The sequence below is a fragment of the Candidatus Uabimicrobium amorphum genome (genome assembly GCF_009002475.1).
GTDB lineage: Bacteria > Planctomycetota > Uabimicrobiia > Uabimicrobiales > Uabimicrobiaceae > Uabimicrobium > Uabimicrobium amorphum.
In genome coordinates this window covers 1,062,580-1,083,951 of record NZ_AP019860.1, presented here as the reverse complement: position 1 = coordinate 1,083,951, position 21,372 = coordinate 1,062,580, and the positions used below count along the sequence as shown (strand labels likewise).

Here is a 21,372-nt window from a genome sequence, read left to right as displayed (position 1 = left end):
AGTTTATATTCTAGCAAATTTACGGTATATTATCAAGCAACATAGCGGTCTCGGTAGGTTTATTTCATGTACTTTGCCGCTCGCCAAACTAATAGTTTTTTGAGCTAAATTTCTGGACAAGCGAATGAACACACTATTAAAAAAAATTATTCAAACATGTAGCGTTCCTGGAAACGCAATCTATCTTCGTGATTTATTGGTAGATGAATTACAAAAATACGGTAAAATTTATCACTCGAAATGGACATCATTTTACTGTGCCCACAATAAAAATAGTAAAAAAAAGAAACGCAATATTGTCGTCACCGCACATATGGACTCCCCAGGATTTATTGTAAAAAATATCGAAGATGATGGTAGAATAACCATTATCTCGCTGGGAGGGCTAAGTCCTGGTTTAATGGATACGCGTAGCGTTATATTGCGCACAACAAGTAAAACATACGAAGGTATTATCACTCTTAATGAAAAAGAGGAAACCGATCGTCGTATGGCAACATACAGTGGCTTTTTTGGCTTCTCTTCCCAAAAAGAAGCAGAAAAAAAAGGGGTGCGTGTTGGTGACAGTGTATGTTTCCATTCTCCGATCATTACTATGCCCAACAAGTTTATCGCTGCACCTCATTTAGACAACCGTTTGGGGATTTTTTTACTGGTCGATATCGCAAAACAACTGCGCGACGAGGACCTTGACTGTAACGTTTACTTTGCAGCGACGGACTGCGAAGAAATGGGTGGACGCGGAGCGAAAATTCTGGCCAATATGATTGAACCAGACATTGCGATTTGTCTCGATGCGACATACGAAGAGGGAAATGTCAAAATGGGCGATGGTCCTGTACTTACCCTGGCGGATGCCTCGGTTTTACTCCCCACTTCCGTACGTGACGCCGTGGGAGAAATAGCAGCACAAGATAAGATTCCACTACAATACGAAGTTTATAATTACGCTGGAACGGATGCGAAAGATTTCAAAGATATCGGTGCTGGATGCCTCACTTTGTGTTTATTAATCGCTACACTCAATAATCACAGTCCTCATGAAATTTGTTCCCTAAAAGACATAGAGTATACAAAAAAATTAGTGTGTTCGATAATCAAAAGCGAGTTAGCAGTATAGGAATTTGATATGCCATATGGACAAGAAGACTCTTATCAGCAAAATAAAGCCCAGGATGTTGGGGGACGTTATAAGATCATCCAAAAGATCGGACGTGGTGGTATGGGAACAGTTTATCGTGTTTACGATAAATTGTTGTCGCGAGAACTTGCATTAAAGGTGCTTTCAGACGATCAATTTGGAAAAGAGGAGCGTCTGCGTTTTCAAAGAGAAGCCGCGACAATTGCGAAATTGCGGCACGAACATATTATTCGTTTATACGATTGTGGCGAATACAACGGCTACCCATATTTCACCATGGACCTCATTGAAGGGGAAAATCTTTTTGAAATGTGCAAAAAGAAAAAAAGAGGTTTCCCGGCGAAGTATATCGCTGAAATTATGGCGCAGGTAGCCGATGCGGTGCACTATGCAAATGAACAAGGAATTATTCACCGTGATTTAAAACCCGACAATATCATGATTGATCCCACAGGTAAACCGGTAGTGATGGACTTCGGCTTGGCAAAAGTGCAACATGCCGAAACAAAACTCACATGCGATGGCACTATGTTGGGTACATTAATCTATATAGCACCAGAATATGTAAGTGGTAAGGTCAAGGATGTAGATGCACAAAACGATGTGTATGCCATCGGCGTTATTCTTTATGAAATGCTCACCAGGTATAATCCTTTTCATGGAAGGACCCATACGGACACCATGGATAAGATTTTATTTGGAAAAGTTCCCAAACCGAGTAAAAAGAACCCTCGCATTCCAAAGTCATTGGAAAATATATGTCTAAAAGCCATGGAACGCAGCAAAAAAAGTCGCTATGCAAGTGCTTATGACTTGAAGAAGGATTTGGAAGCGTTTCTGCGCGGGAAGAAGATAGTATATAAAAATTCTTCTTTGCCATCATTGTCGTCTTTATCTCAGCAATTTCAAAATCCAAAAGTTGTGATGATGGCGCTTATCACCACCATTTTTATTATCATCACCATAACATTGGTTTTACTGCTAGTATATGCTCGATAGTGGATTTTCTCCTTTTCAGGAGAAAACCACTCTACTTTATTTAGCTAATAAATATAGCTGTAGAAACAAATGTTGCAAAAGCGAAACACAATGTAACCAACAAGTATTTTATGCTACTGCGTAAGCACGAATATTTTTGTGAACAAACATGCCCGTCCGTATGGATCTGATACACATATTCTTTTTTCAAATCCTCTTCAGAAAGAGCTTTGTATTCTTGCCATAATTTTTCTTTGTCGTCCATGCTGGGAAAAGCAATCGTCATACCAACATTAAAAACATGTCGCGTTTGACGGTAATCCACTGGCAAGGTTCGCGGGAAAAAAACGCGTATAGCATACAAGAACGAAATAATCTGTAAGGTAAGATACACAACAAATAACCCACCTACAACATACGCTGTTTCGAGTGCGACATCTCCTGCAACAACAGCTTTCTTCCACAACACCATTTCTTGTAAGATAAAGCTGATGAGTACACCATGAACGGTAAGGACCAATCCCGACTTGGTATCGGCAAGCGTGATCCATTTTTGCGTGTGTTCGTATGTCTTGACAACGGCATGAAAAGTATCATCGGTGTCAACATGTAAAGGTTGTTGTACACTACCTGCTTTGGGTTTTTCTGTTTGAACAATCGCAGGTGAAGTTTTTGGCTGTGGGTTATTTTTCTTCTTGTTTTTTTTCTTTTTACTCATAAATATTTTTAGCTGCTTTTAAAAGCATTAGAATTTAAAGTTAAGATATTGGTTCTATCGGCCCTGTTGCAAATCCATGTGTCCTCCAAAAACTAAAATCACTTTGTGGAGGTGCAAGAGTTCCTGGGAAAGCGGTAATCAGTACCCACTCACTCGGACTTTGTATGAATTTCCATTGCCGGTGTTCCTCTTGTGTTTTGCATATACCCAAAGTAACGTCTGACTCAATTTTTTTAGCTAGACGCTTTTGGTCAAAACGCATAATAACCAGAGCAACTGTTTTGCATAATTTAGGTTTTAAGGAAGGGAAAACTTTGGTTAAGTAGCCGCGGCGAATTTCCCACTCTACTTTTGTACCATCTTCAACTTCGCGAACATTGACTAAAGAGTGCCAGCCCACATTTTCCTCACACTCAACCACTGTGCGTATAGAATAAGGACCTAATGGTGGTCGCGGATCTCCCCAAAAACTTTTACAAGTCTCTGGCGGAAGTGTTACCTCGCCTAACCATTTTGAAATTTTTTCTACGGCAACATCCATTTCGCGAAACAAAAACGTTCCACCTGATTGATCGGGATCAAGGTGATTTTCCAAATGTTGTGTATCGATAAATACTTCGATACCATTTTTACTTTTTGCTATCATAGAAGTGAATAATTTTAAAAAAGGTCAACAAATTTTAGTAAAAATCGTAATTAATTATGGAGGAGTGTAGCATAAACTGCACTGAACTCAAATTACGATTGGTGTTTCCATAAGTGAATTATGTTGTATGAAACCTTACTGACGCAAGTTTGGAAGGTATTTAGTACAAAATCAATTGAAGTCACTTAGTAGATGTCTTAAGAGAAGACATAGTAACACCTAAATAAAATATACAAAATAATTTGACAATATCCACAAATTTATTGCAACTACGTAAAATTTTCAGTATTATTCTTCATTAGAGGTAATACAAATCTTTTACAATCCTTTTTATTATGGGGGATTTTATGAATCAATCATACGCACATCCAAATCTTGCAGCAAATGTTGCTGCGAGCGAACGTGCTCTATTTATCCAACGTACATACAACCACCTTGCAGGTGCCGTTTTAGCATTTGTTGGTATTTCTTTCATTATTCAAAAAACAGGTCTAGCGCTTACCATGACAAACACAATGTTAGGTAGCGGTAGAGCTAGCTGGGCAATTGTACTGATCGCATTTATCGGAGTATCATGGATCGCTGAAAATTGGGCGAGATCTTCGACTTCTCGTGAAACTCAGTACATGGGTTTAGCACTTTATGTCGTGGCACAAGCCATTATCTTTGTTCCACTTCTTTACATTGCGAATAATTTCGCTCAAGACCCAAATCTTATTGCCAAAGCTGGTATAACAACCCTTGGATTGGTAGCTGGAATTACTATTGTTGCATTTACTTCAAATAAAGATTTCAGTTTCCTCGGTGGTTTTTTGAGAGTGGCAAGTCTTGTTGCTTTTGGATTTATTATTTGCTCAATGATATTTGGATTTCACGTAGGAAACATCTTTGCCGCATTGATGGTTTTAATGGCAGGTGGATTTCTACTGTATGATACCTCGAATGTGATTCGTCACTATAGAACAGATCAATATGTTGCTGCATCTCTAGCGCTATTTGCATCTATCGCTTTGATGTTGTGGTACATCATTCAACTGTTCATGTCATCTGGTGAATAATACTTTATTGACCTAGGTGAGTAGAAATGAAAGCAGCGGTAAAAACCGCTGCTTTTTTTTTTGGACTAATTTGTTTTCGGGAATAAGAAAACTTACTTTAGGTCCTCTCTAAAACTAAGAAAACTCACCTTCGTGTGTCATCCCTGCAAAAGCAGGGATCCAGCGTTTACAAGTTCAACTTTACATTGCTGGTTTCCCGCTTACGCGGGAATGACATGGATTTGTAAGTCTTTTACCAAAAAAGCTTTTACTCTTAATTTGACAAGTATGCGCTTTCGTAGGAATGAAACTTCAGGATTACTGTATTTCTTCAAAAGAAAGATGTTCAAAATTAATCACAGTTACCTGAACAGAATCAAGAGCGGCACAAATGCTTCCCACGGCACCGGCCACATTGCTAGGCGTACGAAAAGTGATGGAGTACACCACGGCGTCACCTTCATTGGCAACATGTGAACCATTGGCAGGAAGACCGCTCCCATCACCCCCTGGGTCAGTTTTACTTGCTGGATAAGCAAATACGCCGTTACCATTTAACGTCGCAGAACCTTCTACGGTTGCCGCTTGCGTAATATCATATCTCCCACTGTTATTATATGCTGTCCAACGCAACGTACCTAATATACCACGGCGATTGATCGCAATAGAATTTGTGTACGTAGATGTGGGACTAAACCTATTTAACGTAGCACTACGAGTGTGATTCCCTTCATAAGAAATGAAGTTGTCGATGGTTGCATTTCCCAGATAAACACCCGAACTGTGTTGGAAAAATTTATTGGTGTTTCCCACACTATTTTGTCTACGGAAAACGCCATTTAATAAAATATAATTTAGACCATTTCCCACATTAGAATTAGAACTTCCAACAGTAAAGACATCGCGCTCTGCACATACAACAAAACGTGGGTCACCGTTTCCTCTGTCGGCGATACCAAAGTAGCTTTGTTCTCTGTCTGTAGCCGCTTGATTGTCCACAATGAGAGACAAACTATTTGCAAAATTGTTTCCTGCCTCAAATTTAGGTCCCTGATTTGACTCGTCCCCCACACCATCTTCTTTATCATCCCAACTGATAATAACATGGTGCCAAGTGTTGGCCAACCAATCGGATATGTCAATACTCACATCGCGTTTCGCAAAGCGGCGTTCAATGTCTCCGTTGCGATTGAAGATCGTGGCATTTTCGCCATTGTTTTTACCAAAGTAACCACAGTAATAATAGCGAGTCAGTTTCAAACGCCCCTCTGTATCTTTCACCAAGAATGTTTGGGTTCCCTCACGAAACGTGTCATCGTCCCCAGGATCATTTTCAACATCGTCATCTAAATCTGTTGGCCCGGTTTTTTCTTCACCAACGGTAGAAAAAGACAAAATACCACACTCTGTTGGCGAATCACCATCGATCGCGAGTTTGATCCAAAATTCCATGGTTCCTCTGTAGTTTCCAACACGATGATTACTCAAACCCGCATCCGCGTCTCCCGAAGCGTCAGCATCGCGCAATCGTGCACTATTGTTTCCGTTACTATCACTACTATTTACGCTACCAATACTAGCATTGTCTAAAGCGTACTTTGAGTAATAACGTACGGGAGGGGCTCCTGTAATCCCGTTAATGAGTCCATCAATAACACCATCTTGACTATTGTAGTAACGCGCCGTTGATACCAAACCGTCGTTTACAATGTTACTCGAAGCGTTCGGACCAATGATGTTCTCTTGCCTGATCATTGTGTCTATACTGTTTGTCTCACTTATTTTTACAATTTGCTGTGCCTTAGTTCCCGTCAGAGTGCGGTTCGTTGATCCTAAAAAATGGTCACTATTGTTAGGGGCCGAAGATTCACTGGCACTTCCGGTGTTGAATAGTACATTTGAAGTGTTGATCGGATTTATCAGCTGTGGACGCGGCTCAACACGCCCGGCAAATGGCGAAATAAATGTGGTATTATGCCTTCCGGGAAAAGAGATGGCATCGCTGCCAAAATTACCACCGTTGACAAAATCTTGTTGTGTGGTGTGCTCCACAACATCGAATAAACGCAATTCCGAACGAAAAGTACACGCTCCCGCGACAAATTGTCCATTGTTAGCCGTAATTCTAGAAGAAGAGGTAATTTCATACACACCATCATCAAATGCGGTTAATTCTGTGGTATGATGGTTTACAATGGGTGTTGTCAGTGGAGCAACAATTAAACCTGTAACACTGGTAGAGTCTCTTCCAAAAAGATTTGATTTCACACCAAGCATACGCACCGCGAGATTTGGATTCCAAAAATTATCGATCACATTAGGGTTAAAATTGCTTTTTAAAATATCGCGGCATGCGCGTTTCCATAAAATTTTTAATCTCACTAAGTCCGCATCCGCATCACCAAACAAAACACCTGCCCCACCAAATAGAGTTTTTACCTCCACTGTTGGAAAAGCGGGGAAAAAAGTGCTGCTATCCAAAAGAGCCGCCTCTCCGGCGTCAACGCCGTCACTAGGATCAATTTCTTGAATGCGATCAATTTCTTCATTGATTTGCGCGCTAGTGCTATACGTTTTTCCCACAAGAAATTGCGCGATGTTCAAAGCTTGGGCAGCGGTAAAGCTAACTTCGAGACGTGGAATACGATGATCAATAGAAGTTTCTTTACGAATCTCAACAGATCCTGGAGCAGTGTTTTCAGCAAACGTACCGTCGATACTACGCTGAACACGGCTTAATAAAAGTACGGGTATCGCCTTCAAGTTTTCAATCAGTGTCGCCACAAGTTCCTCAGATGCGCGATTGATATTAATCGGCGCACGCATTTCACGAACAAACTGTGGTGCCACATCAGTGCGATAGTCACGTGCCCGCAAGCTCTGCGGAGAGATAGGGTTTCCGGTGCTGTTGTCTACAAGAGAGGCTTTTGCGGTATTTTGGTCAATGCGCGAGTTCACACAAACATTTGCCAAAAAGCGATCACGTGCTTGCTGTGTACTGCTTGTACACAAGTCTGTAACAAGGGCCTCAATACTTGTCGTATTAAAATTAGGTACAGAGGCGTCGTTCGGACGAATAGCCGCCGCAAGGGTAGTGGCCTCACCAGATGCGATCCCACATCGCCCAGCGAGAGTTTGAATCAAATTGCGCATGATGCGGTTGGAATCTATCTGTTCATTGGCTAGAGGATTGCCCGCTTGGTCTACGCTTATGTGACTGTTGACGTTTAAACGACCACCTATATCAGTAATTTTGATACCATAAAGATTACCACTATCTTCGTAAGTACCGCGAATAGTCGTCGTACCAATACGTCGTCCTACCAAACCAGAGTATGAAAATTCGCCCTGTACGTCGTCATGCAGTGATAAAAGAGGAGGTGTTGCCTCTCCTCCACCGCGCATAGCATTGTCTAAATCAAAAATATCTGTTTGCTGCCCATCGATAGTCGCCGTATCACCTGGAGCATGAGGATACAAAACAGCGACGCCGTTTATTGGTTGCCCAACACTACCGGTTTTCGCTTGTTCAAAAAGTACGGCAACGGCATGATCTATGCCAGCGAAAGCGGCAAGTTTTGCTTCAACGCGGTCTTTATAGTTACTCGCCGCGGTTCTTTCGTACGACGTCATGCGCACAAACGTCACACCTGTTGTCGACAATACAAGCAAAACTCCCATGGTAATCACTAGGGCAAGACCTTTGTTTCTTTCTTTTATCATATATATCCCCTCACCATGTTTTAAATGTAGGCAAAATAGATTTTTTTCTATCTTTTTTAAAGTTTTAAGGTAAATTTATAGGCCAGTTTGCTCACATTTAAAAAATATAAAGAATTTTCCCAATATACTAGGATACTTGTTTTTGCAACGCGTTGCAAGGAGATTTCTAGACTCAAACGCTATTTTAAAGTGGAGAAAAATATATGGACTGCGTTTTTTGCAAAATTATTCATCGCGAACTGCCATCGGAAACACTTTTGGAAACCGACAAGGTCATCGTTATCTTAGATATAAATCCAATCAACGATGGCCACGCACTGGTAATTCCCAAAACACATTGTGAAAACTTTTGGGCGGTGGGCGCTGAGTTTTACAGTGAAATTCTTCAAGCCATTCATCGAGCTTCACAAGCGATTTGTAAAGTGACACAGTGCACAGATTTCAATATTCTGCAAAATAATGGCGCATGTGCTGGCCAGGATGTATTTCATGTTCACTTTCACATCATACCGCGACACGAAAACGATGGAGTAAAGTTTGGATTTAAACCTAAGAAATACAAAAAAGATCGCATGGCCACTTTGGGTGAGGATATTCGTTTACAATTAAATAGAGATAGCCATGCATACTAGAAACTTGGTACTTTTACTTCTGGGAAATATTTTAAGTCACATTGGCACCGGAATTACGATGTTGGCCATTCCGTGGCTGCTCATCAAAAAATTGCAAGCCACCACCACATATGGTTATTTGAGTATTGCGGCCATGGCTCTCAGTATCCTTCTCCTACCTTATATCGGGGTTATTGTAGACCGTTTCTCGCGCAAAACCATCTTACTTGGCGTGGCATTGGGAGGTTTCTTCACCACTTTTTTATGTGCAATGCTACCACCCGAGAGTTTGTATACTCTTGCTTGCGTCTACTTACTGGGTAATATCGTGTATAACTTCCAATTCCCGACACTTATGGCTTTGATCCAGGAAATTTTTCCCGTAGAAATGTACGAGCGCGTCAACGGGTGGATGGAAGTACAATCGCAATTCGCCATGATGTCCGCAGGGGGTGCTGCGGGAATCTTACTCGACATAGTGTCACTACGCGTTATTTTGATTATCGATGCCTTAACGTATTTATGTGCCTTTGCGTTGTTTGCTTTTCTACGGTATCAAAAAAAACAACCCCAAACGCAAAAGAAAAATAAACAAAGTCCCTCGTTGTGGGAAGGCGTTACTTTTATCCGCAAATTCCCGCAAACGTTTCTATTCTTGTTCCTCACCACCTTTACTTTTATATCGATCATTGCCTTCAATTACCTTTTACCCACACACATTATTCGCGTTTTAGACGGTAGCGCACAAGTCTTTGGTTGGTCGGAAATCGTGTGGGCAAGTGGTTCGATTACCGCAGGCTTAACGATCTCGCGTTTTTTACTCAAAATGAGCATATCACACACGATATACTTGTGCTTTTTCGTGTTCACCGTGGTCATGGGGACTCACGCTTTTAACCACAATATATACCTTTTTGTGGGTATCATGTTTTTCCTTGGCTGGGCAAACGCCAGTATTCGCGTTATGCGCAACACCGCGATGATGCGTATTGTCGACAATCATACCATTGGCCGTGTCAATGCCACCATTTTTGCCTTGGTGAACGTCATGAAAATGACCGTTGTGTTCATCATGACTTTGTGCGTAGACTATGTGGGGACATCGTATTGTTTCTTTGTTCTTTTCCTGGTACTTCTAGGCGTACTATACGCTTTGTTACGCAATAACTACACAGATGTTTGATATGTCGAGGAATAACAATGCACTACAGAAGGAAAGTTTGGTATGAAGACGGGCTTCTTTTTTTTGGCGAACGGGTGAAACATTAGAAGTCGATCGCCATCCTAAATTTTCTAGACGCTCTAGCTTTTTCTCGCTATAATAAAAGTGAAATCAACTAATGTAGTTGTTTAACTATTCTGATAATGCTTTTATGGAAGTCAGAGAATGCAAAAATTTATTTTACTTGTTGTGGCTATCTTCTGCTCTATGCTTTTCGCAGAAGACGGTAACAGAAAATCCAACGATATCAAACGCGTTACTTCACAAAATGAAGTTGTTTTTGCAGTAAAAAGCACTGCAGGAATACGTGCAAATGACGTTGCGGGGCTAAACGCTGTATTGCCAAAGAGTTTGCGTCCTTACGATGCGGAAAGCACCAAAGTTCTTTTTACCTATCGCGAAAAAGACGGCAGTATGGTAAGCGTTGTAGAGCATCGCATTGCAAGTCGCAGTAGTGTCGAAGCGGCAATTAGTGCTCTAGGTAGATCTTCTGCGGTAAAGTGGGCATCTCCTAACTATTCTTACGAAGGCGATCCTCGCGAAGACATTAGCACCGAAAACGATCCGCAAACCGGCGAACAATACCATCACCCAGTAATGAAGAATCCTGAAGCATGGCAAATTAGCCAAGGAAAATCTTCGGTAGTTGTTGCGGTAACAGATGACGGTGTTGACATAGACCACGTTGACTTAAAAAATCGCATGTGGAAAAACACCAAAGAGATACCTGGAAACAATATTGATGATGACAACAACGGTTACGTAGATGACTACGATGGTTGGGATTTTTCTTCTGATGACAATGATCCTCGTCCAAGTGGTGGCTCTCACGGAACACACGTTGCCGGAATTATCGTTGCCGAACGCAACAACAAAACCGGTATTAGCGGAACCGCCCCCGGAGCGAATGTTATGCCGATTCGTTTTTACGGTAGTGGCGCATGGACATCTTCTGTTGTGGCGAAAAGCTACGCTTACGCTGTAGACAACGGTGCGCAAATCATCACCACAAGTTTCAATATCAATGGCTTTGTGGGGGACCCTGTATACGAAGCATCTCTAAAGTACGTTTATCAAAACGGTGTATTGCTGTTCAACTCTGGTGGAAACGGTTATGCTTCTAACCCGAAACGCCAAGCATTCCACGAAATTTTACTTGTCGCAAGCACCATTGCTGACCAAGAAAAAGACGATCAAAAAAGTGCATATAGCAATTGGGGAATCGGCATGGACGTTTCTGCTCCTGGTGGTGGTGGAAAAGCCGGTATTCTTTCGACACTACCTGGCAATAGCTATGGCCGCAAGAGTGGAACAAGTATGGCTTCGCCAAATGCAGCAGCCGTTGCGGCAATGATCTGGTCGGTAAATCCACAGTGGACACGCGAACAAGTTGTGGCACACCTATTCAGAACTTGTGACAATGTCGATGAAGTAAACAACAAATACAAAGGTTTACTAGGTGCTGGTCGTGTGAATACACTCAAAGCCGTACAAAAGCAAACCCTAGCTCCACGTATTCGCGGTTTGCGTGAACTTAGCAACAAAACCATCCCGATTTTGAAAAACGTCACCAAGCTAACTGTTGCGATCGTGGATCTATTAGACCGCGAAGCAGCTGAAGACGTAAACAATTGGAAATTAGAAAATCGCGACAATGGTCAGCAAGTACAACTTAACCTAGACGCTGATTATTTGATTGGTTCGAATGAAGTGGTTTTCTCTTTTGACAAACTTCCTGCGGGAAATTATCGCTTTACTGGAATCGCAGAAAAACTTCAAGATCCTTTTGGTACCTCACTAGAAGAAGATTTCGTCGTTGAATTTTCCGTAAACGAATAATTTTTCGCACAATCGCTGAGTAAATTAGCGTTTATCGACGTTGCCCTGGTTGTAATACTAGGGCAACGTCTCAAATCTCCCAAGCTAAACTTATCCACAGTTCCACTCTTTACTTTTGCGACATCAGGCAAAACCGAAAACCAACGAAGTCGTAGCGATTGCCCGGTTCGTCCCAACCACGAAATGCAGAGCGCACGAGGCTGGACGAGCTCCGCCAGCTACCGCCGCGTATGACGCGGCCCATACCACTAACAGCTCCAACAGGATCTGTCGTTTTTGAGTCACCATACTCACCATGCCAATCACTACACCATTCGATCACATTCCCATGCATCTCGTACAATCCCCAACTGTTGCACGGCAGTGATCTTACTTCTACTGTTTTATTTGTATAATAATTTACTTGTTCCGGTGTAATCGTTTCCCCAAAACTACATGCTGTTGTTGTTCCCGCACGACACGCATATTCCCACTGTGCCTCCGTTGGAAAACTCAATTTTCCTCCTGTTATCTCTTTGTTCCATTTATCCATGAATGCCTGACAATTATGCCAACTTACACTTTCGACAGGACGCTGGTCACCTTTAAACTTACCGGGGTTTTTTCCCATCACCGCTTTCCACAACTCTTGCGTGCACGCCGTTTCTGCTAGCCAAAATCCTTTGCTGAGCGTCACCTGATGCTGCACCTCCTCAGAAGACCTCCCCTCTTCTGTCTGTGGAGACCCCATGACAAACGTTCCCGGTTTTATCCAGCGCACCACCTGACGCACATTTTTGTAAGTGATTGCCATCCACAATCCATATTCATCCCTCCCCCAATCGTGAAACGATCCGCGAAAAGAGCAGTTGTCGAACTCCGTTTCTTCCAGATCTTCGCCATCTACATAATCCAAATAAAAACTACATCCCATATATTTGGTGTGCGATTCTACTTCCTGTAACGATTTGCCTTTGACTATTTTTTTATCCATTTTTTACTCCCTCATAACATCTAAGTGCAAAATAAAAGCCTACAAAAAATTTTACTTCGCTATTGTTAGAAATAAAATATCAAAACTTAACACAATCTTAACAAAACCCACAAACAATCCTTACATTTATCTCTATAATACCCGCATCTAATGATTACACATGAGCGTTATTCAATAGATTTACAAAAACGATTCACAAACAGCAGACATTCAAATATTATTTGAATAATTTTTTACCACCTAAAACCAGTAAGAATGCTGAAATAATTAGTTTTTTGCCGATGTAGCCGTAGTTATCACAATAACTACGGCTTTTTTTATGCGAAATATTCGCAAGAATTTTATCCTGTTATCCTGCCTAAAATTTCGCTAACATATTTGTGTAGAAACTAATTTTTTGTAAAGGGTCAAGAGTATGTCTCGTGTTGTTGTGATATTTATCTTTGTAATACTGTCGGTCGTTTGTATATGCCAAGAAAGCAAAACAAACTTTTACTTGGCGTTTGGTTCTTGTTGCCACCAAGACAAGCCGCAGCCAATATGGGACGCTGTTGTTGCATCCCAACCAGATGTCTTCTTATTTCTCGGAGACAATATTTATGCCGATACTTCCGATATGGATGTCATGCGTGCGAAATACAAACGTTTTTCCGCAGAACCTGGATTTCAAAAGCTGAAAAAAACCTGCCCGATTATCGCCACTTGGGATGATCATGATTATGGTTACAATGATGCGGGAGCATCGTATAGTCGCAAAAAAGAATCTCAGCAAATCTTTTTGGATTTTTTTGGGGAAGACTTACAGTCGCAGCGCAGAAAAACTCCGGGAATATATACCTCTTATTTCTATACGTTAGGCGACAAAAAAATTCAAATTATTTTGCTCGATGTACGATATTTTCGTACACCGCTACTGCGTATACTCGATCAGGAAAAACAACTACAGCGCAAAAAAAAATATATGGGGGCATATGTTCCGGTAAATTATGAGGGCGCAACTATGCTGGGGGCAACACAGTGGAAATGGTTAGAAAAAGAATTACAGAAACCCGCCGCCGTACGCATCATTGCCACAAGTACACAATTTTTAACGTATTTTAATGGGTGGGAAGCATGGCAAAATATGCCTGATGAATACCAACGTATGCTAAATTTAATTCGCAAAACCCAGGCAAATGGTGTATTTTTCGTAAGTGGAGATACCCACTGGGCAGAACTATCCAAAGTGCAAACTCCAGGGTTGTACCCCATCTACGATTTAACCTCTAGTGGTTTAACCGAAGTGTGGGAAGGACTGGGACCTAACAAACACCGTATGAAGTCTTACTTGGGCGAAAATTTTGGAGGTGTTACATTGACGACTCTTGGCAACGATGTCCAGATCTCCTTAGAAATTTTCGATATAAATGGTAAAGTTAAGATAAAACAAACTATTCGCGCCTCTGAACTGCAAATCAAAAAAAAGGACAAAAAGTGAAAATAGTATATTTGTGTTGCACAGTACTATGCTTATCATGCACAAGCATCGACAAAGAAATGGACCAAGCGCTAAATTCAGATCTTGTAAGAAAAGCAGGGATTGGTAATACGACAGCTAAATCTGTAAGCAACGCTTCCTCTGCCTCGTCTTCATTATTGAGTTCCGTTAAATTGATAATGAGTGATATACCATACGAAGACGAAAGACGCTACGGAGAAAATGTTGGCCTCGCCATGTATGCCACACCAGGTTTTGGCGAACCAATTATGAATCAAGAACTTGGACTATATATGAATATATTGACAAATATTATTGGCCGCGAAAGTCATCGTCCAGGTATCATTTATCATACCGCAGTGGTTCATTCTAATGAGAAAAATGTATATGCCGTTCCTGGAGGCTTTATATTTATCACCTCAGGATTAATTCTTGCATTGGATTCGGAAGCAGAACTGGCGTTTGCTCTAGCACATGCCGTAGCAGCTATCGCCAAAAAACAGGCGCTCAACGCCATCAAGAAATCGCAATCGTTACGCATACTATACCAAGCGAGCAAAGAACTTGCCAATCTACACGACGTTCCTGATAAAGACTTCCATAAAGCGGTTTTAGAGCATAAGCAAATGATACTAACACCCGAAATATTATTACAACAAGAGGCGGATATGCTTGGCGTAAGATATATAACCGATGTGGGTTACGATCCACGCGTTGCACCGCAGGTTCTCGATAAGATTAGCATTAGTGATGCGCAAAAGAAAAAACGCCACGAAAGTTTGCAATATGCACTTTCTACAGAGTATGATTTAGATGGTTTAGTTGTCAGAACAGGTCGTCTACAGAAAATGAAAAATATTATTCGCACCGCAACCAAGTAGAGATTTTAGTATGTCGATATTTTTGAAAATTTTTGGAATGTCCATAGACAATATTCCGTTGTTTTTTGTGTCACTTTTTTTTCTAGTACTGCTCTTTTTATTGGTAGTTGTCCAATTCATTGGCAAAACGTATAAAGAATTTGCATGGCTTGGCAACGTCATTTTGATTCCACTCGCACTTATCGATTTGCAACTCATGTTACTAGGAATTGCCGGAGACAAATACTTCTACGAAATACATCTCGGATTTCTAACGGTGTTGTGGATCGCGGGGCTAAAGCTAGTGATTCAAGCACTGGACCTTTTTTGGTGGTCGACAAGCTTTGTTAAACTCACGGGAGAAGAAAGTCCACGGCTACTACGTGGCCTCACCACCGCTATTTTAGTTGTTTTCACCATATATGGCATTACCAACTTTGTTTTTGGCAAATCCATCGGCAATCTACTCATCCCCACGGGAATTGTTGCTGGTATCATCGGTTTATCACTGCAAAGTATGTTCAGCAACTTGTTCTCCAGTTTGGCAATCGCAGTAGAAAAACCTTATCAGATAGGTGACTGGATTGAGGTAAAGGAAGGAATCATTGGCAAAGTAGTCGACATTACGTGGCGCACAACGCGTTTATTGTCGTGGAATAACAGTATATATGTCATTCCCAACAGTGTGGCGACAAGTAGTATAGTGCATAACTTCGATTTACCAGAAAAAAAATATGCTTTGTGGTTCCAAGTATGGATTGATTGTAAGATAAACCCCGAATTTGTGCAACGTATACTGGTAAATGCTTGTCTAGAAACGCCCAAGGTTTTACAAGACCCTCCCCCACGTATATACATAAGTGAAGTTGGACGTCCAATGAAATATACGGTCTATATTTATTTTGAAGACTTCAATGCCCAATGGGGTGGAAAAACCAGTCTCATGTCGGAAATTCAAAGGAGATTGGCAAAACATGGTATTTCACCGGCAATGACGGAAATGCACATCGCCAAAAGTGATATGCCACAAATACAGATAAACGAACCGGGTATTTCCGAATATCTAAAAGGTATTGACATTTTTAAAACGCTCAACATCGAAGACATTCATCTACTCAGTGAAGGAAGTCGCCTACGTGTTTTCGAAGCTGGCGAGACCATTATTAGCGAAGGTGACCATGGAGACTCGTTGTTCGCCCTCATTTCAGGATCCGTTGTGGTGATAAAAAACGACGGAGATTTTGAAATTGAAGTAGCACAATTGCGCGCAGGCTCGGAATTTGGAGAGATGTCGCTTCTCACCGGAGAAAAACGTTCTGCAACGGTGAAGGCCATAACCGATACAACCGTCGTGGAAGTAAGTAAAGATAGTATGTCACCACTACTCAAGAAAAAGCCGCGACTGAGTACCGAATTTACCAAAAAAATGGTACAACGCAAAGCCAGCACGCAAAAGACCCTTGATGAAGCGGTACACGAAACTCAGGCAGAAATTAGTAAAATACTCAATAAAATATATTCATTTTTCAATTTGGATGGTGACAGTGAAAGTACGCGTGACACCAATGTTACGCGCAGACTAAAGCCCTCTGATGTCGCCAAACGCAACACCACAAAGATATACAAAAATAAAGAGGATAGAGAACAGGAAGATGAAAATAAAAATGGGGAATCGTAAGATTAGGGGTTCTTTCTCCGTATTGGTGCCCTCACCATCGTCTTTCGGTTTGAGGGGAGAGATTCTTTCTCCGAATTGGTGCCCTCACCATCGTCTTTCGGTTTGAGGGGAGGGATTCTTTCTCCGAATTGGTGCCCTCACCATCGTCTTTCGGTTTGAGGGGAGGGATTCTTTCTCCGAATTGGTGCCCTCACCATCGTCTTGTAGATTTCAGCTACGCTGAAAGCAACAAGCCTCATGCCTCTCCCACAGGGAGAGGCGTAACACGTCTGAATTTATCTTATGGTTTTATTTGTTGCAGCCAAAATACAACCTCAATTAAAAAATTGATTAAATCACTACTTTTGACCCGCAACTCAAGCGAATTTAGTTTTTTACACAAGAGACGCATTACACCTCTCCCTGTGGGAGAGGTATGAGAATAGCAGTTTACAGCTGCGCTGTAACTGCTAATTCGATGGTGAGGGCACCAATCCGGGGAAAGAATCCTTACGATAAAAACCCACCTTCAAACCCAAAGACGATGCTGAGGGAGAAGGAATACCACCTAAACTACAGACAATGTAAAACCTTTACCGCTAATGATCGAGCGATCTACTTCTTGGCAATCGTCGGCAACTGCGATCTTCATTGGCGAAAAGTTTAAGATATCCTTCTCGATATCGATACCGGGCATCACATATTTTAGTGTAATGCCTTCTTTTTCTAAGATAAATACACCGACATGTGTAATAAAAAATACATTTTGTTTCTTACGTAGTCCCTCACTGCCACTGTAAGTAATTTGTTGCACCTCTTCTACAAACTTTGGTTTCCCTTTCGCTTGAATAGAGATAGAATTGTCGGTTATCTTCAATTTTCCTCCGGTCATCCATGAGCCGACGAAAAAGATGTTTTGCGAGACGCTGGTAAAATCGATAAATCCACCTGGCCCGACAAATCCTTGTGCTCCCTCTCTTTTTTTCGATGCATTGACATTGCCATTGTTATCCACTTGCAAAAAGCCGAGCACTGTCGCGTCTAGCCTTTCGTAGGTTTTGTGAAAAATCTCGGGAGAGGAAACAATGCTTTCGGGTGCTGCTGCCGCACCGAAGAAAATACCTGGGGCGGGAATCCCACCAATTGCACCCGCTTCAGTAAAGAACTTGACATCGTGATGACAGTTGTTTTTGTATAAATTGTAGCATATCTCTTCGGGTAACCCGGTTCCAATATTTACATAGGCTCCTTTGTGAATAGCTTGTGCGAGAATCTTTGCCCCTAATCTCGCCAGCACGAAATCTTTTTTGCCGCGCTTTGGCGTAATACCAGCCACACGGTTGACAAAGCGAATCATTTCGATTCCGTAATCGAGGTCCGATTGTGGGTGGACAGTTAGATCCTTACTGTAATTAATGTGTGGGTACAAACCTGTTTGTTCGGTGATGGGATTTACAACAACAGCGTCGACATTTTCCGCAGGTATATAGATTTCTGCCGCATTTTTTTCCACTATTTTGCCCACATTGGCAATTACCTTACCGCCGTTGCGACGCGCGGCCAATGCCGCATATTTCGATTCGCAAATCGTCGCACTATTCTTTACATAGATATTGCCTTCGCTATCCGCAGCAGGGGCGTTAAAAATAGCCACGTTGATTTGTGGAAGGTGATACTTGAGTTTTTCGCCATCGACCTCGCATAGCTGCATATTCTCTCCTGTGGGGTCCATAATACAAGACCCTTCGACACGAGGATCGCAAAAGGTACCAATGCCGGTTTCTGTGGAAATATATTTTTCTCCTTTGCTTTGCGCCTCAACCAAAAGAGCAATAAGTCCTTGAGGAATACATTGCAACGCCACCCCATTTTTGTCGGCGAGTTCTAAAAATGAACGATATGTCTCGTGATGTGCGGAGATTAATGTGGAAACCATTCCCGGTAGTGCCCATTCTTCCAGTGTTCCAGGAACACGCCCACGTCCACCTTGTCCTCCTGGGGTAATGAGCTTTAAATTTTGTGGATGTTTTTCCTTGTGAAATTTTTCTATCAATGCCCAAGAAATGACAGAGATTCTTTGATTACCTGCGAGTCCTGCCACCATACACACATCATCGTCTTTTATGAGTTCCACCGCTTGACGTGCACTTATAAACTTAGGATTATCAACCGCCCCTTTGTAGTTGATATCACGTCGATTCCATGTTAGTCGCCACTTTACAATACGATATAAAAGATAGAGTTTTGAAGATAAATTCATGTTTTTGCCTCGTTCTGAAACTACAAAACTCTCTTATTGTGTCATCCCTTACTTGATAAGGGATCCAGGCGTTTACAAGTCAACTTTGTATTGTGGATTCCTGCTTTCGCAGGAATGACACCCTGGAGAAAGTTCCGTTTTAATAAAACTGGAGTTTATTTCAGATTGTAGTTCTCTGAAACTACAAAACAAAATGATTTTACGATTTTAACCGTAAGCAATAACTATACAACACCTTACACGACCAAACTGTACAATTCCAACAGCAAGTTGAAGTAGTTTCACTTTGACAAAACAACAGCGAGCTGTTGGGCATGGTACTACAAATCAATAAATATGTTGTTATCACAATCAAAAACACAACGTACATAACCGAGAAATAAATCGATGATTTGAATACCTGCAATTTGTTGTGAGTCGCAAGCGGGGTAGGTATATACCGTTTTGTTTTTTTTGGTTTTCTTGGCAGAATGTTGCCATGTTGCATAAACATAATCGCTAATGGTAATCTGTAAATTTTTTCCCGGAGGAAAATTCTCATTATCAATATAAATATTTATTTCATCAACATCAATGCTCTTAGGTAACTTAGACAAAGCGTTTTCAATTACTTCAAGTAAGCATATAAATTTTACTTGATTCGCTTTTTTTAGACTACTATAAAATTGTATTACATTTTGCCCTGGAGAAAAATGTAGAGATTTTAACTTAAAGAGAAATGATTCGCGTTTTTTGCGATAATTATCTCTGGCGAATCGCTGACAATGAAAATATGCGTGTGTTTGTTGCTGTACCTCACAAGTAATTTCTTGTAATTTTTCTCGGGATAGGCTTTTGCTTTTTAATTCGCGAAAGTCTTCGCAATTGTGCGAAAAGTTTTCTATAATAGAGGGAAGTTTGTTGTTGTCATACTGCCCAATAATCAAAAGGACTCCCCACAATCGCGAGTCTGTAGATTGTCCAGAAGCATCGACATATAAAAATATATTCATTTGTTTGTCTCTTACTTTGTGATCTCAATATGGTGAAAAGATGTCTTCTCAACTAAAATATTTAATGCAGCTTATCGAGGATGAAAATCCTGAAGTAATGAATACTGTGCTAGAAGAGTTGTTGAGCTTTGGTCCTAGTTTAGAACTTGAATTAGCCAGGCAATCGTTGCGACCTAACGCAAAACAACGAGAAATACTACACGGTATATTTGAAGAACACAACCGTCAATGGCTACGGTTTACTTGGCCCAAATTATTTGATATTTACGATGAAACTGCCCGACTAGAGCAAGGATGGGAATGGTTGGCGGCTTTTCAAAATGGACGGCTATACCCTTTTAAGGTAAAATACTTACTCGATCAAATAGCCCACGAATATCTGCAAACTCACCAAGAAAAAAACGAAATAACCTTGGCGCAATTTTTATTTGGAGATGAGGGACTTAAAGCCAATCAACACGATTATCATTCCCCACTCAATAGTAATCTTGTCCATGTAATCCGTGAAAAAAAGGGAATACCACTTAGTCTTGCCAGTATCTACATCCTAATTGGTGAACGATTGGGTTTTCATATAGAAGGATACAATTTCCCCGGTCATTTTTTAGCCAAAATAAACTACAACGATCGCAGTGTACTTGTCGATTGCTACAACAATGGTTTACTTATCGACGAAAAGCATTTACTATTCACTAGTAACTTATTTTCGGCCAATTTGACAGAAGAAGATTTAAAATCTTCCACAAACATTATCTTGTCGCGTGCGTTGCGAAACCTAATTCGTAGTTACCAAAACGAGCCACAAAATGCCGCATTTATATTGCAACTTCTCAAAGATTTTGAAGAGTTGCGCAAAGAGGTGGAAGACGATAATAAAGAAACGCCCACCACAGATCATGCCATGTTTCATATAGGTCAGCTCGTCAAACACACCAAATACGGATATAGAGGTGTTGTTGTTGATTACGACCTAAAATGCAAAGCGGATGACAACTGGTATTATTCAAATCAGACGCAGCCGCCACGTAATCAGCCATGGTATCATGTTTTAGTACACACATCAACACACAATACTTATGTGGCGCAAAACAATTTAGTTGCGGATACCTCCAAGCAAAAAATTATCCATCCACTTGTATATTATTTCTTCAGTGAATTTAAAGACGGCGAATACTTTCGCAATGATAATAATTGGCCAAACCAATATTAACATCGCACACTAGATTTAAAAGAGGTTT

At 41.2% G+C, this 21,372-nt stretch carries 16 protein-coding genes; 10 read left to right on the top strand and 6 right to left on the bottom strand.

Annotated features, from left to right (window positions below; translation table 11 throughout):
• The first annotated feature begins 124 nt into the window (after positions 1-124).
• Together UABAM_RS03705 and UABAM_RS03700 are read left to right on the top strand one after the other, a co-directional pair.
• Complete coding sequence (locus tag UABAM_RS03705) at positions 125-1,120, top strand: M42 family metallopeptidase (RefSeq protein ID WP_151966655.1); 996 nt, start codon at positions 125-127, stop codon at positions 1,118-1,120.
• Positions 1,121-1,129: 9 nt separating this feature from the next.
• Positions 1,130-2,140, top strand: a complete 1,011-nt coding sequence (locus tag UABAM_RS03700; protein ID WP_151966654.1) for a serine/threonine protein kinase — start codon at positions 1,130-1,132, stop codon at positions 2,138-2,140.
• A 40-nt stretch (positions 2,141-2,180) separates the two neighbouring features.
• On the opposite strand, the gene UABAM_RS03695 is transcribed toward UABAM_RS03700, so the two are convergent.
• Positions 2,181-2,837: a Pycsar system effector family protein gene (locus UABAM_RS03695; protein WP_151966653.1), complete on the bottom strand. Its 657-nt coding sequence runs from the start codon at positions 2,835-2,837 to the stop codon at positions 2,181-2,183.
• Between the two features lie 40 nt (positions 2,838-2,877).
• Positions 2,878-3,483: a hypothetical protein gene (locus UABAM_RS03690; protein WP_151966652.1), complete on the bottom strand. Its 606-nt coding sequence runs from the start codon at positions 3,481-3,483 to the stop codon at positions 2,878-2,880.
• Between the two features lie 347 nt (positions 3,484-3,830).
• On the opposite strand from UABAM_RS03690, the gene UABAM_RS03685 reads away from it, so the two are divergent.
• Complete coding sequence (locus tag UABAM_RS03685) at positions 3,831-4,541, top strand: Bax inhibitor-1/YccA family protein (protein WP_151966651.1); 711 nt, start codon at positions 3,831-3,833, stop codon at positions 4,539-4,541.
• A gap of 297 nt (positions 4,542-4,838) precedes the next feature.
• Here the strand turns inward: UABAM_RS03685 and UABAM_RS03680 are convergent, their stop codons facing one another.
• On the bottom strand, positions 4,839-8,243 hold the full coding sequence (locus UABAM_RS03680) for a pilus assembly PilX N-terminal domain-containing protein (RefSeq protein ID WP_151966650.1): 3,405 nt from the start codon (positions 8,241-8,243) through the stop codon (positions 4,839-4,841).
• A 203-nt stretch (positions 8,244-8,446) separates the two neighbouring features.
• Between UABAM_RS03680 and UABAM_RS03675 the strand changes: the two genes are divergently transcribed.
• The 3 genes from UABAM_RS03675 (at position 8,447) to UABAM_RS03665 (ending at position 11,915) form a co-directional block, all read left to right on the top strand.
• Positions 8,447-8,875 (top strand): HIT family protein, encoded by a 429-nt coding sequence (locus UABAM_RS03675; RefSeq protein WP_151966649.1) that lies wholly within the window; start codon positions 8,447-8,449, stop codon positions 8,873-8,875.
• Positions 8,865-10,037, top strand: a complete 1,173-nt coding sequence (locus UABAM_RS03670; protein ID WP_151966648.1) for an MFS transporter — start codon at positions 8,865-8,867, stop codon at positions 10,035-10,037. The genes UABAM_RS03675 and UABAM_RS03670 overlap by 11 nt, the downstream gene beginning before the upstream one ends.
• 204 nt (positions 10,038-10,241) lie before the next feature.
• On the top strand, positions 10,242-11,915 hold the full coding sequence (locus UABAM_RS03665) for a S8 family serine peptidase (protein ID WP_151966647.1): 1,674 nt from the start codon (positions 10,242-10,244) through the stop codon (positions 11,913-11,915).
• Positions 11,916-12,024: 109 nt separating this feature from the next.
• On the opposite strand, the gene UABAM_RS03660 is transcribed toward UABAM_RS03665, so the two are convergent.
• The gene (locus tag UABAM_RS03660; protein WP_229759352.1) at positions 12,025-12,888 is read right to left on the bottom strand and encodes a formylglycine-generating enzyme family protein; all 864 of its coding nucleotides are present in this window, start codon (positions 12,886-12,888) and stop codon (positions 12,025-12,027) included.
• A 415-nt stretch (positions 12,889-13,303) separates the two neighbouring features.
• On the opposite strand from UABAM_RS03660, the gene UABAM_RS03655 reads away from it, so the two are divergent.
• The 3 genes from UABAM_RS03655 to UABAM_RS03645 are packed head-to-tail and all read left to right on the top strand — an operon-like array spanning position 13,304 to position 16,903.
• Positions 13,304-14,365 (top strand): alkaline phosphatase D family protein, encoded by a 1,062-nt coding sequence (locus tag UABAM_RS03655; protein WP_151966646.1) that lies wholly within the window; start codon positions 13,304-13,306, stop codon positions 14,363-14,365.
• Positions 14,362-15,246: a M48 family metalloprotease gene (locus UABAM_RS03650; RefSeq protein WP_151966645.1), complete on the top strand. Its 885-nt coding sequence runs from the start codon at positions 14,362-14,364 to the stop codon at positions 15,244-15,246. The genes UABAM_RS03655 and UABAM_RS03650 overlap by 4 nt, the downstream gene beginning before the upstream one ends.
• Before the next feature lie 10 nt (positions 15,247-15,256).
• On the top strand, positions 15,257-16,903 hold the full coding sequence (locus UABAM_RS03645) for a mechanosensitive ion channel family protein (RefSeq protein ID WP_151966644.1): 1,647 nt from the start codon (positions 15,257-15,259) through the stop codon (positions 16,901-16,903).
• Positions 16,904-17,450: 547 nt separating this feature from the next.
• Here the strand turns inward: UABAM_RS03645 and UABAM_RS03640 are convergent.
• Entirely contained in the window at positions 17,451-19,142 is a 1,692-nt protein-coding gene (locus tag UABAM_RS03640; protein ID WP_151966643.1) for a CoA-transferase, read from the bottom strand.
• 320 nt (positions 19,143-19,462) lie between these two features.
• Positions 19,463-20,134: a hypothetical protein gene (locus tag UABAM_RS03635; RefSeq protein ID WP_151966642.1), complete on the bottom strand. Its 672-nt coding sequence runs from the start codon at positions 20,132-20,134 to the stop codon at positions 19,463-19,465.
• A gap of 40 nt (positions 20,135-20,174) precedes the next feature.
• On the opposite strand from UABAM_RS03635, the gene hspQ reads away from it, so the two are divergent.
• Positions 20,175-21,344 (top strand): heat shock protein HspQ, encoded by a 1,170-nt coding sequence (hspQ, locus tag UABAM_RS03630; protein WP_151966641.1) that lies wholly within the window; start codon positions 20,175-20,177, stop codon positions 21,342-21,344.
• The last annotated feature ends 28 nt before the right edge of the window (positions 21,345-21,372 follow it).

Excerpts from the sequence above, each read along its gene's own strand:
- UABAM_RS03705 (WP_151966655.1), top strand. The coding sequence starts at position 125 with ATGAACACACTATTAAAAAAAATTATTCAAACATGTAGCGTTCCTGGA.
- UABAM_RS03700 (WP_151966654.1), top strand. The coding sequence starts at position 1,130 with ATGCCATATGGACAAGAAGACTCTTATCAGCAAAATAAAGCCCAGGAT.
- UABAM_RS03695 (WP_151966653.1), bottom strand. The coding sequence starts at position 2,837 with ATGAGTAAAAAGAAAAAAAACAAGAAGAAAAATAACCCACAGCCAAAA.
- UABAM_RS03690 (WP_151966652.1), bottom strand. The coding sequence starts at position 3,483 with ATGATAGCAAAAAGTAAAAATGGTATCGAAGTATTTATCGATACACAA.
- UABAM_RS03685 (WP_151966651.1), top strand. The coding sequence starts at position 3,831 with ATGAATCAATCATACGCACATCCAAATCTTGCAGCAAATGTTGCTGCG.
- UABAM_RS03680 (WP_151966650.1), bottom strand. The coding sequence starts at position 8,243 with ATGATAAAAGAAAGAAACAAAGGTCTTGCCCTAGTGATTACCATGGGA.
- UABAM_RS03675 (WP_151966649.1), top strand. The coding sequence starts at position 8,447 with ATGGACTGCGTTTTTTGCAAAATTATTCATCGCGAACTGCCATCGGAA.
- UABAM_RS03670 (WP_151966648.1), top strand. The coding sequence starts at position 8,865 with ATGCATACTAGAAACTTGGTACTTTTACTTCTGGGAAATATTTTAAGT.
- UABAM_RS03665 (WP_151966647.1), top strand. The coding sequence starts at position 10,242 with ATGCAAAAATTTATTTTACTTGTTGTGGCTATCTTCTGCTCTATGCTT.
- UABAM_RS03660 (WP_229759352.1), bottom strand. The coding sequence starts at position 12,888 with ATGGATAAAAAAATAGTCAAAGGCAAATCGTTACAGGAAGTAGAATCG.
- UABAM_RS03655 (WP_151966646.1), top strand. The coding sequence starts at position 13,304 with ATGTCTCGTGTTGTTGTGATATTTATCTTTGTAATACTGTCGGTCGTT.
- UABAM_RS03645 (WP_151966644.1), top strand. The coding sequence starts at position 15,257 with ATGTCGATATTTTTGAAAATTTTTGGAATGTCCATAGACAATATTCCG.
- UABAM_RS03640 (WP_151966643.1), bottom strand. The coding sequence starts at position 19,142 with ATGAATTTATCTTCAAAACTCTATCTTTTATATCGTATTGTAAAGTGG.
- UABAM_RS03635 (WP_151966642.1), bottom strand. The coding sequence starts at position 20,134 with ATGAATATATTTTTATATGTCGATGCTTCTGGACAATCTACAGACTCG.
- hspQ (WP_151966641.1), top strand. The coding sequence starts at position 20,175 with ATGTCTTCTCAACTAAAATATTTAATGCAGCTTATCGAGGATGAAAAT.